Source organism: Pseudomonas sp. C5pp, assembly GCF_000814065.1.
In the GTDB taxonomy this organism is placed as follows: domain Bacteria; phylum Pseudomonadota; class Gammaproteobacteria; order Pseudomonadales; family Pseudomonadaceae; genus Aquipseudomonas; species Aquipseudomonas asiatica.
In genome coordinates this window covers 1-14,895 of the sequence record NZ_JWLN01000037.1, presented here as the reverse complement: position 1 = coordinate 14,895, position 14,895 = coordinate 1, and the positions used below count along the sequence as shown (strand labels likewise).

The following is a 14,895-nucleotide window of genomic DNA, read 5'->3' as shown; positions in this document are numbered from 1 at the left end:
AGCTCCATCAGCGCGGGCGGCGCCTTACTCGGGCATTTTCAACGGGCTTGGCGACACCAGCACGCCATTGTTGTCGGCATACACATACTCGCCCGGGCGGAAGGTCACCCCGGCGAAGGTCACTGGCACGTTGAGGTCGCCGATGCCGCGCTTGTCGGTCTTCATCGGGTGGCTGGCCAGGGCCTGCACGCCGACGTCGGTCTGGATCAGCACGTCGACGTCACGCACGCAGCCGTAGATCACCAGGCCTTCCCAACCGTTCCTGGCAGCCTTCTCGGCGAGCATGTCGCCGAGCAGTGCGCGGCGCAGCGAGCCGCCACCATCGACGACCAGGACCTTGCCCTTGCCATCGAGTTCGACCTGCTCCTTGACCAGCGAGTTGTCTTCGAAGCACTTGATGGTGACGATCTGGCCGCCGAACGAATCGCGGCCGCCGAAATTGCTGAACATCGGTTCCAGCACCTGCACCAGGTCCGGGTAGGCATCACACAGGTCGGGCGTAACGTAATGCTGCATGGGAAGCTCCTGTCAGTCACAACGAAAGCGGATATCGGCCAAGGCTACACCGTAGAGCCCATTGCAGTCATCCGGGACCAAGCAGTCAGTTGTGTTTTGCCTGTACCGGCCCTTTCGCGGGCACGCCCGCTCCCACAGGGTTTTCACTGCACCCGAGCCCTGTGCAATTCCTGTGGGAGCGGGTTTACCCGCGAAGAGGCCAGCACAGGCGCAACCCATTCAACCGACGGGCACAGGCTCCGCCACCACCGTGGATTCATGCACCGGCACCAGCGGATCCCGCAGCCAACGCTCCACCAGCGGCCACACCTGCACCTGCGCGGCCTTGCTCACCAGCATGTCGACATGCCCGAAAGCGTCGAAGCCTTCCTCGAGCCCCAGCCGCAGAAACTGCTTGCGCTCACCGCCGAATTGCTCGAACAGCTTGCGGCAGGCCCACACCGGGTCCTGGAAGTCCCCCGCACCAGCCACGGCCAGCAGCGGCACATCCACCTTGGCCAGCCCCGCCCACCAGTCGCTCTGTTTATCGCCAAAGCGCCCGAACAGGCCATGCCAGCGCATGCTTTCCAGGGCCAGGCCGATCGGCTCATCCTCCGGCCCACGTTTGAAACGAGGCCCGGAAATCTGCCCCCAGCGCTTGAGCAGCAGCTTGGCCCCCCAGGCCAGCGGTGGCACCTTCAGCGGCCAGTACACGCGGCTGATCTGGGTACCGAACAGCGCCACGCTGGCCACCTGTTCGGCAGCCAGAAAACCACCGCCCAGCGCTGCCGCCAGGGTCGTGCCGCCCAGGGAATGGCCGACCCAGTGCGGCGTCTGGCCCGACTGCTCGCGCACGAACGCAGCAATCAGCGGCAGGTCATCGCGGGCATAGGCGGCAACGCTGTTGTGCTTCCAGTCATGGTTGCGCGGCGACAGGCCATGGCCGCGCATTTCCGGGATCCACACATCGAAGCCGGCGCGGGCGAGATAGGCGCCCAGGCCAACCCCTTTGGGGGAATACCAGAAGCGGCGGTTGGAGAAGCTGCCGTGCAGGAGAATGACCGGTACGCCCTGGGCCTGACCCTGATCGGCCAGCCCCAGGCGGGTGACAGCCAGCTCGACGCTGGGGTCAGGGCTGTTACCGGCCTTGATCCGGTACACGTCTTCGCTGAGGTCGCCGCGGCGTTCGGCACTGAGCAGGGCCACGGGGAATAGAGTGCTGCTGCTTTGCATAAGGTTGCTTGGTGCACAAAAAAGGGCGGGATCCATTGCTGGAGCTCGCCCTGGAAAAAACCAGGCGGGGGTACGCCAGACGTACCCCCGCGTTTTACTGCATCAGACCGCGCCCTGGCCTTCCGCCAGGTAGAACCAGGTTTCGAGTACCGAGTCCGGGTTCAGCGACACGCTGTCGATACCCTGCTCCATCAGCCACTTGGCCAGGTCCGGGTGGTCCGACGGGCCCTGGCCGCAGATGCCGATGTACTTGCCAGCCTTGTTGCACGCGGCAATGGCGTTGGCCAGCAGCTTCTTCACCGCAGGGTTACGCTCGTCGAACAGGTGGGCGATGATGCCCGAGTCACGGTCCAGGCCCAGGGTCAGCTGGGTCAGGTCGTTGGAGCCGATCGAGAAGCCATCGAAGTACTCCAGGAACTCTTCGGCGAGGATGGCGTTGGACGGCAGTTCGCACATCATGATCACGCGCAGGCCGTTGTCGCCACGGGCCAGGCCGTTTTCGGCGAGCAGGTCGACAACCTGGCTGGCTTCACCCAGGGTACGCACGAACGGCACCATGATCTCGACGTTGGTCAGGCCCATCTCGTTGCGCACGCGCTTGAGCGCACGGCACTCGAGCTCGAAGCAGTCACGGAACGATTCGCTGATGTAACGCGAAGCACCACGGAAGCCGAGCATCGGGTTCTCTTCTTCCGGCTCGTACAGCTTGCCGCCGATCAGGTTGGCGTACTCGTTGGACTTGAAGTCCGACAGGCGCACAATGACCTTTTTCGGGTAGAAGGCCGCAGCCAGGGTGCTGATGCCCTCGACCAGCTTCTCGACATAGAAGCCTACCGGGTCGTTGTAGCCGGCGATGCGCTTGTCGACGCTGTCCTTCAGGTCGGCTGGCAGGCCGGCGTAGTTCAGCAGCGCCTTGGGGTGCACGCCGATCATGCGGTTGATGATGAACTCCAGGCGCGCCAGGCCGACACCGGCGTTGGGCAGCTGGGCGAAATCGAAGGCACGGTCCGGGTTGCCGACGTTCATCATGATCTTGAATGGCAGGTCGGGCATGGCGTCGACCGAGTTCTGCTTCACATCGAAGCCCAGCTCGCCCTCGAAGATGAAGCCGGTATCGCCTTCGGCACAGGACACAGTCACACCCTGGCCGTCTTTCAGCACCTGGGTGGCGTTGCCGCAACCGACCACGGCCGGAATGCCCAGCTCACGGGCGATGATCGCCGCGTGGCAGGTACGCCCGCCACGGTTGGTGACGATGGCGCTGGCGCGCTTCATCACCGGTTCCCAGTCCGGGTCGGTCATATCGGAGACCAGCACGTCGCCCGGCTGGACCTTGTCCATTTCCGATACGTCGTTGATCACGCGGACCTTGCCGGCGCCGATGCGCTGGCCAATGGCGCGGCCTTCGACCAGAACGGTGCCCTTCTCTTTCAGCAGGTAGCGTTCCATGACGTTGGCGCTGGAGCGGCTCTTCACCGTCTCGGGGCGCGCCTGGACGATGTACAGCTTGCCGTCGTCACCGTCCTTGGCCCATTCGATGTCCATCGGGCGCTGATAGTGCTGCTCGATGATCATGGCCTGCTTGGCCAGCTCGCTGACCTCGGCATCGGTCAGGCAGAAGCGCGCGCGCTCGGCGCGGTCCACTTCGACGGTCTTGACCGAACGGCCGGCCTTGGCTTCTTCGCCATAGACCATCTTGATCGCCTTGCTGCCCAGGTTGCGGCGCAGGATGGCCGGGCGGCCTGCCTGCAGGGTGTTCTTGTGCACGTAGAATTCGTCAGGGTTGACCGCACCCTGCACCACGGTTTCGCCCAGGCCGTAGGCGCCGGTGATGAACACCACGTCGCGGAAGCCCGACTCGGTGTCGAGGGTGAACATGACGCCGGCGGTGCCGGTTTCGGAGCGGACCATGCGCTGCACACCGGCGGACAGGGCCACCAGCTTGTGGTCGAAGCCCTGGTGCACGCGGTAGGCGATGGCACGGTCGTTGAACAGCGAGGCGAACACTTCCTTGGCCGCGCGGATCACGTTGTCGACGCCGCGGATGTTGAGGAAGGTTTCCTGCTGGCCGGCGAACGAGGCGTCCGGCAGGTCTTCGGCGGTGGCAGAGGAACGCACGGCAACGGCCATGTTGTCGTTGCCGGCAGCCATTTCGGCGAAGGCCGTACGGATTTCCGAATCCAGACGTGCCGGGAAGTCGGCTTCCATGACCCACTGGCGAATCTGCGCGCCGGTCTTGGTCAGGGCGTTGATGTCATCCACATCGAGTGCGTCGAGCGCGGCATGGATACGGTCGTTGAGACCACTCTGTTCGAGAAAATCGCGGTACGCCTGCGCCGTAGTGGCAAAGCCGCCCGGCACCGATACACCAGCACCTGCGAGGTTGCTGATCATCTCGCCCAGGGATGCGTTCTTGCCCCCCACATGCTCCACATCATGGACGCCGAGCTTATCGAGGGAAACTACGTACTCTACCAAGGTGATCTCTCCACTAACTGTGTTGGAAAAGCTCAAGGGCGCCCGCCTGCCTTCGTTGACTTGGCCGGACGCTTGTGGCCTGTACCTGGAAAATAAGTGAGAATGCCGACAGCCGCATTCGGCAAACCGAACTTATCATATCCAAGAAACGTCATCAGCTTAAGGCCCAGATCGCAAATGAAACGAACCGCGTTCTTCATCTCCGACGGCACCGGCATCACCGCCGAAACCCTGGGCCAGAGTCTGCTCGCTCAATTCGAGAGCATTCCGTTCAATAAATTCACCCGTCCCTACATCGATTCGCCGGAAAAGGCGCGGACCATGGTCCAGCAAATCAACGCTGCGGCCGAGCGCGATGGTGTACGCCCGATCATCTTCGACACCATCGTCAATCAGGACATCCGTGAGATCCTGGCTACCTCGAATGGCTTCATGATCGACATCTTTTCTTCGTTTTTGTCCCCACTTGAACAGGAATTGACTGCCCATTCGTCGTATTCAGTCGGCAAGTCGCACTCCATTGGCGGCAATTCCAACTACATGGAGCGCATCGAGGCGGTGAATTTCGCCCTGGACAATGACGATGGCGCACGCACCCACTACTACGACAAGGCCGACCTGATCCTGGTAGGTGTATCGCGCTGCGGCAAGACCCCCACCTGCCTGTACATGGCCATGCAGTTCGGCATCCGCGCCGCCAACTACCCGCTGACCGAGGACGACATGGAGCGCCTGCAGCTGCCGGCGGTGCTGAAAAAGCACCACAACAAGCTGTTCGGCCTGACCATCGACCCCGACCGCCTCACCGCCATCCGCCACGAGCGCAAGCCCAACAGCCGCTATTCCAGCTTTGCCCAGTGCGAGTTCGAAGTGCGCGAGGTGGAAAACCTGTTCCGCCGGGAGAACATTCCCAACATCAATTCCACGCATTTTTCGGTGGAGGAGATTTCGGCGAAGATTCTGGTGGAGAAAGGGGTGGAGCGCAGGTTCAAGTAAGCCTGTACCGGCCTCTTCGCGGGTAAACCCGCTCCTACAGGGGCCTCACTACGCTCAAGCCTTGTGATAGCAGCACTGGAATCATAAAAAAGCCCCGGCATCACTGCCGGGGCTTTTCATTTCAGCTCATGGCTCAGGACGGCACCACCGCCGCCTGCCCGCTCATGGCCAGGTCGACCAGCTCGCGGTTGGCCACCGCGTACATCGCATAATCGGTACCCGTTGCATTGCGCAGGTCATCCAGCATGGCGCGCCAGCGCTCCACCATCACCCGGTGCTGCTCGGCCCACAGCGCCACGCGGGCGTCCATGTCTTCCGGTGCATCGGCCATCTGCAGTACCGAGATGGTGATCGCCCGCTGCTGCAGGTCGATGTCGTCGCGGAACGCCTCGCGGGCCAGCGCCTGCCAGTTGTTCTCCACCGGCAGGTTGCTGATTTCCTGCAGGTACCAGGTCAGGTCCAGTGCGCTGCCCACGGCGAAGAACGCCTTGGCCACCTGCGCCGGGTCATGGCCGGTAACATCCGACGCCTCGATGATCGGCAACAGGGTGTACAGGTGGGTAGTGCCAGCCACCATGCGCGCCAGCAACTCTGGCACACCAGCCTCGACGAAGCCCTGGTAGCGCACCATCCAGCGCTCGCGGGTCGGGCCTTCGAGCAACTCGTCGAGCTTGAGCCCCAGTTGCGCGATCTTCGGCCCGAAGTGCGCGGTGTCGCGCCCGGCGTCCTGCTCGTTGCGGCGGCTGCGCAGGAACCAGCGGGTGGCACGACGGCCCAGGCGCATCAGCTCGTCCATCAGGGTTAGCTGGATTTCCGCCGGCACCTGATAGTCCAGAGCCTCGATCTGACGGAACCAGTGCGGCAGGTGGAAGATGTCGCGCACGATCACGTAGGCCCCGGCCACGTTGGCCGGGCTCATGCCTGTCGACTCCTTCAGGCGCTGGACGAAGGTGATGCCCATGTTGTTGACCAGGTCGTTGGCGATCTGGGTGCTGACGATTTCGCGCTTCAGGCGGTGGCGGCGCATGGACTCGGCGAACTTGCTGACCAGCGACGGCGGGAAAGCGGTTTCCATGTCGCGGGTCAGGTAGTCATCGTCCGGCACCAGCGACTTGAGCAGCTGTTCCTTGAGGTCGATCTTGCTGTACGAGATCAGCACCGACAGCTCGGCACGGGTCAGGCCCTGGCCGGCGGCCAGGCGCTCGGCCAACTGCTCTTCGGACGGCAGGAACTCGATGGCACGGTCCAGCTTGCCACGGGCTTCCAGGTCGGCCATCAGGCGCTTGTACTCGGCAATCCGCTCGCGGGCGCGGCGGGCCGCCAGCGACAGCGCCTGGGTCTGCTTGTAGTTGTTGCCCAGCACCAGCCCGGCCACTTCGTCGGTCATGCTGCCCAGCAGCTGGTTGCGCTGCTTCTCGGTCATGTCGCCACCCTGCACCACTTCGTTGAGCAGGATCTTGATGTTGACCTCGTGGTCGGAGCAGTCCACGCCGCCGGCGTTGTCGATGAAGTCGGTGTTGGTGGCGCCGCCATGCAGGCCGAACTCGACCCGGCCAAGCTGGGTCATGCCCAGGTTGCCGCCCTCGCCCACCACCTTGCAGCGCAGCTCGTTGCCATTGACCCGCAGCGCGTCGTTGGCCTTGTCGCCAACATCGGCGTGGCTCTCGGTGCTGGCCTTGACGTAGGTACCGATGCCACCGTTCCACAGCAGGTCTACCGGTGCCTTGAGCAGCGCATTGAGCAGCTCGGTCGGGGTCAGGCGATCGGCTTCGATGGCGAAGCGCTCTTTCATCTGCGGGCTGATGGCGATGCTCTTGGCACTGCGCGGGAAGATACCGCCGCCTTCGGACATGATGCTGGTGTCGTAGTCGCTCCAGGCCGAGCGCGGCAGGTCGAACAGGCGCTTGCGCTCGGCAAAGCTGGAAGCAGGCTCCGGGTTCGGGTCGATGAAGATGTGCAGGTGGTTGAACGCCGCCACCAATTGCAGCTTGTCGGACATCAGCAGGCCGTTGCCGAACACGTCGCCGGCCATGTCGCCGACGCCAATGACGGTGATCGGGTCTTCCTGCACATTGATGCCGCGCTCGCGGAAGTGGCGCTGCACGCCCACCCAGGCGCCGCGCGCGGTAATGCCCATCTTCTTGTGGTCGTAACCGGCCGAGCCGCCCGAGGCGAAGGCGTCGCCCAGCCAGAAGCCGTAGTCGATGGCGATGCCGTTGGCGATGTCCGAGAAGGTCGCGGTGCCCTTGTCGGCCGCCACCACCAGGTACGGGTCGTCATCGTCATGGCGTACCACGTTGGCCGGCGGCACCACGCCACCGTCCTTGAGGTTGTCGGTGATGTCGAGCAGGCCGGAAATGAAGATGCGGTAGCACGCCACGCCTTCGGCGGCGATCTCGTCACGGCTGCCGCCCAGCGGCAGGCGGCGCGGCAGGAAGCCGCCCTTGGCGCCGACCGGCACGATGACCGAGTTCTTGACCTGCTGGGCTTTCACCAGGCCCAGCACTTCGGTGCGGAAGTCTTCCTCGCGGTCGGACCAGCGCAGGCCGCCGCGGGCGACGTTGCCAAAGCGCAGGTGCACGCCTTCGACCCGTGGCGAGTAGACGAAGATTTCGAACTTGGGCACTGGCTTAGGCAGTTCGGGGATCAGCTTGGGGTTGAACTTGAAGCTGAAGTACGACTTGTTGTGGCCGTTGGCGTCCGGCTGGTAGAAGTTGGTGCGCAGGGTGGCCTTGATCAGGTCCAGGTAGCGACGCAGGATGCGGTCTTCGTTGAGCACCTGCACGTCGTCCAGCGCGGTCAGGATGGCTTGCTCCAGGCGCAGTTGCTTGTCATCCAGGTCTTCCTGGGTGAGCTTGCGCGCCAGGTAGAAGCGGGTCTTGAACAACCGGGTCAGCTCGCGGGCGATGTCGGTGTGGTTGTTCAGGGTGCTGGCGATGTAACCCAGGTCGAAGCCCAGGCGAATCTGCTTCAGGTAACGGGCGTAGGCGCGCAGCAGCGCCACGTCGCGCCATGGCAGGCCGGCGGTCAGCACCAGACGGTTGAAGGCGTCGTTCTCGGCATCGCCGCGGACGATGTGGATGAAGGCATCCTGCAGGGTGTCGTTGAGCTGCTGGATGTCCAGGCTCAGGCCTTCGCTGTAGGTGAAGGCGAAGTCGTGGATCCAGTAGCCGCGGCCACTGGCATGGCGCAGGCGGTACGGGAACTCGCCGAGTACGCGCAGGCCAAGGTTCTCCAGGATCGGCAGCACGTCGGAAAGCGCCAGCGGCGTGTCGGCGTGGTACAGCTTGCAGTGCAGGGTGCGTTCCCCGACCTGGGTCAATGGCTGGTAGAAGCTCATCGCCAGCGGCTTGCTTTCCGACAGGTTCAGCACGTGTTGCAGGTCGACCACCGCCGAGTGCGCGGCGAAGCGCTCGCGGTAGCCGGCCGGGAAACCTTTGGGGAAGTCGGCGAGGATGTTGGTGCCCTGGGCTTCGCCGAAGTTCTCGATCACCAGCGCCGAGTAGTCGTCATGCCACGAGCGGCAGGCCTGGATCACTTCGCGTTCCAGCTGCTGCGGGTCGATGTCGATGCGGTTTTTCGGGTCTACCCGCAAAATCAGCTGCACACGGGCCAGCACCGATTCGGAGAAGAAGGTCCAGAACTCGCAGTCGCTGGCCTTCAAGCGCTCCATCAGCACCTGCTGGATCTTCTGCCGCACTTCGGTGGAGTAGATTTCCCGCGGTACATAGGCCAGGCAGTAGCAGAAGCGGCCGTATGGGTCCTTGCGCAGGAACACGCGGATCTTGTTGCGTTCCTGGATCTGCACGATCGACATGACGGTGCTGAACAGCTCGTCGACCGGGGTCTGGAACAGGTCGTCGCGCGGCAGTACTTCCAGTACCTGGGCCAGTTCCTTGCCCAGGTGGGCCTTGGGATCGAAGCCCGACCGGCGCTCGACTTCGGTGACCTTCTGCCGGATATAAGGGATGGCATGCACGCTTTCACCGTACACCGACGAGGTGTACAGGCCCATGAAGCGGTGCTCCTTGATCACCTTGCCATTGGCGTCCAGCTGGCGGATCGACACGTAGTCCGGGTAGGCCGGGCGGTGTACGCGGCTTGGCAGCGCGGCCTTGGCGAACGACAGCAGCAGCGGTTCGTTGAGGTAGGCCACGGCGTAGTCTTCGATGCGCAGCTCGTCGCTCGTCAGGCCCACGCGCAGGCGGCGCGGCAGGCCGAGGAACGACTGCTCGTCGTAGACCATCTGGCCGCCATCGGCGTCGCCCTTGACGGTGAATTCTTCATAGCCCAGGAAGGTGAAGTGGTTGTCCAGCAGCCACTCGAGGAAAGCCTTGACCTCGCCCTTTTCGTTCTGCGCCGGGCCAAAGGCGGTCTGCTCCACCTCCGCAACCACTTCGCGCAGCTTGGCCTTCATCGGTTCGAAGTCGGCCACCACCACCCGCACCTCGGCCAGCACCTGCTCGATCTCGCGGGCCAGTACCGTCAGCTCGGCGGCGTTGGCGCAACGATCGATCTCCAGGTACATCAGCGACTCATGGCGTACGCCCTCGCCCTGGGTGCCCTTGGGCAGCAGTTCAAGCAGCTCGCCCTTGGCGCCGCGGCGCACGCTGAGCACTGTGGTCTGCAGGGTGTGGATGCTGTAGCCGCGGCGGTTGAGCTCGGTGCGTACCGAGTCGACCAGGAACGGCAGGTCGTGGTGCAGCACTTCGACCACGCTGTGGGTCGATTGCCAGCCATTACGCTCGTAATCGGGGTTGTACACCCGTACTTGCGGGTATTCGGGGTCGAAACGCTCGATGATGCGCCAGGCTGACAGGGTGCAGCCGGCCAGGTCGGAAAGCCTGCGTTGGGTGAGTTCGTCCAGAGAGATGATGCCGAAGAACTGCTCGGCGAACAGCGCGACTTGTGGTAGGGACTGTTCGCTGATGTGCTGCGCCAGGGCCGCTTGCAGTTGATGCTGGAAGTCGGCTTTGCTGGCTGCGGTGAAGAACGCCATCTGTGGTACTCCGCTTGGGCTTTGTAATAATTGAAGCGTCGCTGCGTGCGCCGTGTACGGATCAACGATAGCCAACCCGTGGCAAGGCGGACGGTAAAACCAGGCGTTGAACGTGCGCAGGCACGCCCAGGGCTCGCCGAAGCTTAACGACTGATCGGTCATCAAGGCTTGCAGCGCTGCGACAATTTCGGTCAAGGGGCGGTAACTTTACGTTTATGCCTGTCGGCAAGACTGTCAGAATTCCCTTCCGTTTCCTTTGATCCGAGCCTTGTCCATGCAAATCAATACTGCCCTGCTGTTCGCCACCCCTTGCGATGACGAGGAAGACAACATGGCGACCCTGTGCTGCCACAGCGACAAGGGTCAGATGTTCCTGCTGACCCGCTACCCGGACGAAGACACCGTCGACCTGACCCTGGATGACGAGCCGTCGACGCTGGATGGCCTGAAAGTGACCCTGAGCGCCAAGCGCCTGCTGATCGAAGTGGCGGCCGGCGACCGGGATGCGCTGAAGGGGGATGAGGTGCTGGAGATCAACCTGACCAGCGAGTTGAGTGACATGGATGAAGTGAAGGAAACCCTGGAGAACATCCTGGCCGGGACCGGCACCTTCGTCTGCGAAGTCTGAGCCATACAGAAATCCAAACGCTTGCGCGATCCCTGTAGGAGCGGCCTTGTGTCGCGATGGGCCGCAACGCGGCCCCAGCAATGTATGCCGTGACGCCGAGATTCTGGGGCCGCTTTGCGGCCCATCGCGACACAAGGCCGCTCCTACAAAGGCCGCGCCAGGCTTCAGATCAGTGCCGCCTGCATCTCCCGGGCCTGCACCCGCAACGCCTGGCAAAACGGCTCCACCGCCGCCGACGCCGGCCGGTGGTCCGGCCTGATCAGCATCACCTGATACGGCACCGACACCCGCAACCGCCGGATCGGCAACCCGCCCTGCGCCGCCTCCAGGCCGCTCAGCGGGTTGATGATCGCCACCCCCAGGCCTTGCCTGACCATGGCGCACACCGAGGCAGCACTGGTGGTCTCGATGACCGTGCGGCGGTTCACCCCTGCCGCGCGAAAGTGCTGGTCCAGGCGCTGCCGGTAGGTGTCCAGGCTGGCCAGGTTGATGAAGTCGACCTCGTGGAAATCGCTCAGCTCCAGCTCGGCCCTGGCCTGCAACGGGTGCCCGTCGGGCAGCACGCACACCATGTTGGCGCTGAACAGCAATTCGCCGTAGGCGCCACGCGGTATCTGTTCTACCTCGGTCAGGCCCAGGTCATGCTGCTGGGCAACCAGTGACTCCTCCAGCAACGGCGACTCCTGCGCCAGGATACTCACGCTCACGCCCCGGTGCTGCTGGTGAAAGCGCTGGCAAGCCTTGGGCAGCAAGGTCTGGGAAAACAGCGGCAGGCAGGTAATGGCCAGCCGGCCCTGCTCGAAATTGCGGATGGCCTGGGCAAAGCGGTCGATGCGCTCCAGCCCTACGTAGGCCCGCTCAACCTCCTCGATCAACAGCAGCGCCTGGGCCGTCGCCACCAGGCGGCCACCTTCGCGCTCGAACAGGTTCAGCCCGGTTACCTGCTCCAGCCGCGCCAGTTCGCGGCTGACGGTGGGCTGCGAGGTGAACAGCAGGCGCGCCGCACCGGTGACGCTGCCAGCGGCCATGATGGCGCGGAACACTTCGATATGGCGGACGGACAGTTTCACGGGCAACACCTGGCAAGTCGGTAATGGTCATATCAGATATGAATGGCTGACAGAAAAATAGCTATTTTTCTGAATTCCTGCTTTGGCTCATTCTCGTGGCCTTCCTTATATGAGTAGCGCCACCATGACTGCACCCTTCACTCTGCTGGCCGAGGCTGTCCGCCAGCACGGCTCGCCGCTGTGGGCCTACGACGCCGGCACCATCGCCGAGCGTGTCGAACAGCTGAAGGTGTTCGACACCGTGCGCTTCGCCCAGAAGGCCAACCCCAACCTGCATGTGCTGCGCCTGATGCGCGCCCACGGCCTGGTGCTGGACGCAGTGTCGCTGGGCGAAATGGAGCGGGCCTTTGCCGCGGGCGCCAGCGTGGATGGCGACCCTGCCGGCGTGGTGCTGACCTGCGACGCGCTGGACCGGCCGACCCTGGAGCGGGTGGTGGCCTCGAAGATCGAAGTCAACGCCGGCTCCATCGACATGCTGCGCCAACTGGGTGAACGCTCGCCCGGCCACCGCGTGTGGATCCGCATCAACCCCGGCTTCGGCCATGGCCACAGCCGCAAGACCAACACCGGCGGCGAGAACAGCAAGCACGGCATCTGGCACGAAGAGCTGGGCGAAGCGCTGGCCTGCGTGAAAACCCATGGCCTGCACCTGGTAGGGGTGCACATGCACATCGGCTCGGGGGTGGATTACCAGCATCTGGAGCAAGTGGCCCGCTCGATGATCGAGCTGATCGGCCGCCTGGGCGTGGACATCGAGGCGTTCTCCATTGGCGGCGGGCTTTCCACCCCGTACCGCAGCAGCGACAAGCCGGTCGACCTGCAACGCTACGCCCGGACCTGGGCCGTGGCCCGCAAGGAGATCGAAGCGATGCTGGGCCACCCCGTGCGCATGGAAATCGAGCCAGGGCGCTTCCTGGTGGCGGAGTCAGGCTACCTGGTGGCCGAGGTACGCGCCGTGAAGCAGGTGGGCCGCAACACCTTCGTCATGATCGACGCCGGTTTCAACGACCTGATGCGCCCGGCGATGTACGGGGCCTACCACCGCATGACCCTGCTCGACGCCGACGGCCAGCCGGTTGACCGCCCACGGCAGCCGACCGTGGTGGCCGGGCCGCTGTGCGAGTCGGGTGATGTGTTCACCCAGGATGACCAGGAACTGACCCCGCACGACCTGCCCCAGGCGCAGGTGGGTGACCTGCTGGTGATCCACGACGCCGGGGCCTATGGCGCGTCGATGTCATCGAACTACAACAGCCGGCCGTTGCTGCCGGAGTTCCTGATCGAGGATGGAGCGCTACGGATGATTCGCCGCAGGCAGACGGTGCAGGATTTGCTGGGCCTGGAGGCGGGCATCTAGATACCGTTTTTCAGGCAGATTGCCCTGCGCGTTGGGCTGCGCTGCCGCGTAGAGAACTGAATTCGCAAGCGGTACGCGTACCCTGTGGGAGCGGCTTTAGCCGCGAAGAATCCAACGCGGTACATGGCACCGGCTATGCCGGTGTTCGCGGCTAAAGCCGCTCCCACAGGTACGGCGCCGGGCTCGAGGGCAGTGCCTACTTGTGGGAGCGGTTTTACCCGCGAAAGGGCCGGCCCGGGCAACACATCAGCTGATGCCCTGCCCCACCCTCCATTGCCCCGCCCCACACAATCCGGGTACCCTTTTTCTTCCTCCCGGCCTCCCCGGCCATACACCGCCCAGGCATGACTCCATGATCATTCGCCAAAGTATCGCTGCAGACCACCCGCAACTGCTCGATATCTGGCTGCGCGCCGTGCGCGCCACGCACCACTTTCTGCAAGCGTCCGACATTGACGCGCTGCTGCCGCAATTGCGCGACGTCTACCTTCTGGCCGTCGAGCTCTGGGTCGCGGTTGACACCGAAGACCGCCCGCTGGGCTTCATCGGTTTCAATGGCAACCACGTGGAAATGCTCTTCGTCGCCCCCGAGCGCCATGGACAGGGCATAGGCCGCGCGCTGCTGGATTTCGGCCGCCAGAAGCACAACGTGATGAGCGTCGATGTCAACGAGCAGAACCCGCAGGCGGTGGGGTTCTACCGGCACTATGGTTTCATCCAGACCGGCCGTTCACCGCTGGATGGCGAAGGCCGACCGTTCCCCTTGCTGCATATGAGCTTGCCTGCCCAGGCTTGATTTTCGGGCGACTTTGCGCCCCTGCTGCTGATACAAATTCGCGAGACAGACCAAAGGTATGAACCCGACGCGTTATACCACCGTGGCAAAGGACTTGATGGAAGGCATCGCCAGCGGCCGCTACCCGGTGGGCAGCCTGCTGCCGACCGAGTTCGAACTGTGCGACCTGTACGATGTGAGCCGACACACGGTGCGCGCGGCGATCAACCAGTTGCTCAACCAAGGGCTGGTATCGCGGCGCAAGCGCGTAGGCACCCGGGTGGAGGCCAGCAGCCCGCGCGGTGGCTACTCGCAGTCACTGGCCAGCGTGGCGGACCTGGCGCACCTGGCGGAAACGCAGCAACGGGAAATCCAGGACGTGCGCCACTTCGTCGCCGACCTGAGCGAGGCGGCGCGGCTGGGGCTGGTACCGGGCGAGCACTACTTCTGCGTGTCGAGCATCCGTGTCGACCGCGTGCACAACGCGGCGCCGCTGTGCTGGACCGATGTGTACGCGCAGCGCGACTATGCCGAGGTCATCGAGATGGCCCGCGAGCACCCCGACCAGCTGATTGCGGGGCTGATCGAGCAGCACTATGGCCGGGCGATCGCGGTGGTCGACCAGCAGGTGCGGGCAGTGTTGCTGAGCGCGGAAATGGCCCGGGTGCTGAAGGCCGAGGCAGGCTCACCGGGGCTGAAGATCATTCGCCATTACCGCGAGGAAAACGGCGACCTGATGGCGGTTTCCGAGACGGTGCACCCGGATGATCGCTTTACCCTGGTTAGCCAGATGCGCCGGGATCGGTCGCCGTCCTGATCGGGTAATCGGGGCCGCTATGCGGCCCATCGCCGGCAAGCCAGCTC

General features: G+C 63.9%; 10 protein-coding genes. 5 read left to right on the top strand and 5 right to left on the bottom strand.

The annotated features are described in order from the left end of the window. Nucleotides 1-24 precede the first annotated feature (24 nt). The 3 genes from rraA to ppsA all read right to left on the bottom strand — a co-directional run bounded on the left by rraA (nt 25) and on the right by ppsA (nt 4,206). Nucleotides 25-516, bottom strand: coding sequence for a ribonuclease E activity regulator RraA (rraA, locus tag RR51_RS23940; protein WP_013971668.1), 492 nt, complete (start codon nt 514-516; stop codon nt 25-27). 219 nt (nt 517-735) lie between these two features. Further along, nucleotides 736-1,728 (bottom strand): alpha/beta fold hydrolase, encoded by a 993-nt coding sequence (locus RR51_RS23935; protein WP_024086558.1) that lies wholly within the window; start codon nt 1,726-1,728, stop codon nt 736-738. A gap of 102 nt (nt 1,729-1,830) precedes the next feature. Next, nucleotides 1,831-4,206 (bottom strand): phosphoenolpyruvate synthase, encoded by a 2,376-nt coding sequence (gene ppsA / locus RR51_RS23930; protein ID WP_015269493.1) that lies wholly within the window; start codon nt 4,204-4,206, stop codon nt 1,831-1,833. Nucleotides 4,207-4,383: 177 nt separating this feature from the next. Here ppsA and ppsR point away from each other — a divergent pair, with 177 nt between their 5' ends. After that, nucleotides 4,384-5,202 (top strand): posphoenolpyruvate synthetase regulatory kinase/phosphorylase PpsR, encoded by an 819-nt coding sequence (ppsR, locus tag RR51_RS23925; RefSeq protein ID WP_024086557.1) that lies wholly within the window; start codon nt 4,384-4,386, stop codon nt 5,200-5,202. A 133-nt stretch (nt 5,203-5,335) separates the two neighbouring features. On the opposite strand, the gene RR51_RS23920 is transcribed toward ppsR, so the two are convergent. After that, nucleotides 5,336-10,201, bottom strand: a complete 4,866-nt coding sequence (locus tag RR51_RS23920; RefSeq protein ID WP_024086556.1) for an NAD-glutamate dehydrogenase — start codon at nt 10,199-10,201, stop codon at nt 5,336-5,338. A gap of 274 nt (nt 10,202-10,475) precedes the next feature. Between RR51_RS23920 and RR51_RS23915 the strand changes: the two genes are divergently transcribed. Further along, the gene (locus RR51_RS23915; RefSeq protein ID WP_039614898.1) at nt 10,476-10,829 is read left to right on the top strand and encodes a hypothetical protein; all 354 of its coding nucleotides are present in this window, start codon (nt 10,476-10,478) and stop codon (nt 10,827-10,829) included. A 164-nt stretch (nt 10,830-10,993) separates the two neighbouring features. On the opposite strand, the gene RR51_RS23910 is transcribed toward RR51_RS23915, so the two are convergent. After that, complete coding sequence (locus RR51_RS23910) at nt 10,994-11,899, bottom strand: LysR family transcriptional regulator (RefSeq protein WP_039614897.1); 906 nt, start codon at nt 11,897-11,899, stop codon at nt 10,994-10,996. Between the two features lie 124 nt (nt 11,900-12,023). Here RR51_RS23910 and lysA point away from each other — a divergent pair, with 124 nt between their 5' ends. The 3 genes from lysA to RR51_RS23895 all read left to right on the top strand — a co-directional run bounded on the left by lysA (nt 12,024) and on the right by RR51_RS23895 (nt 14,848). Then, on the top strand, nt 12,024-13,256 hold the full coding sequence (gene lysA, locus RR51_RS23905) for a diaminopimelate decarboxylase (protein ID WP_039614896.1): 1,233 nt from the start codon (nt 12,024-12,026) through the stop codon (nt 13,254-13,256). Nucleotides 13,257-13,608: 352 nt separating this feature from the next. Continuing rightward, a complete protein-coding gene (locus RR51_RS23900; protein WP_039614895.1) occupies nt 13,609-14,052 on the top strand; it encodes an acetyltransferase in 444 nt (147 codons plus the stop codon). Nucleotides 14,053-14,110: 58 nt separating this feature from the next. Then, nucleotides 14,111-14,848, top strand: coding sequence for a GntR family transcriptional regulator (locus RR51_RS23895; protein WP_039614894.1), 738 nt, complete (start codon nt 14,111-14,113; stop codon nt 14,846-14,848). Nucleotides 14,849-14,895: the final 47 nt, after the last annotated feature.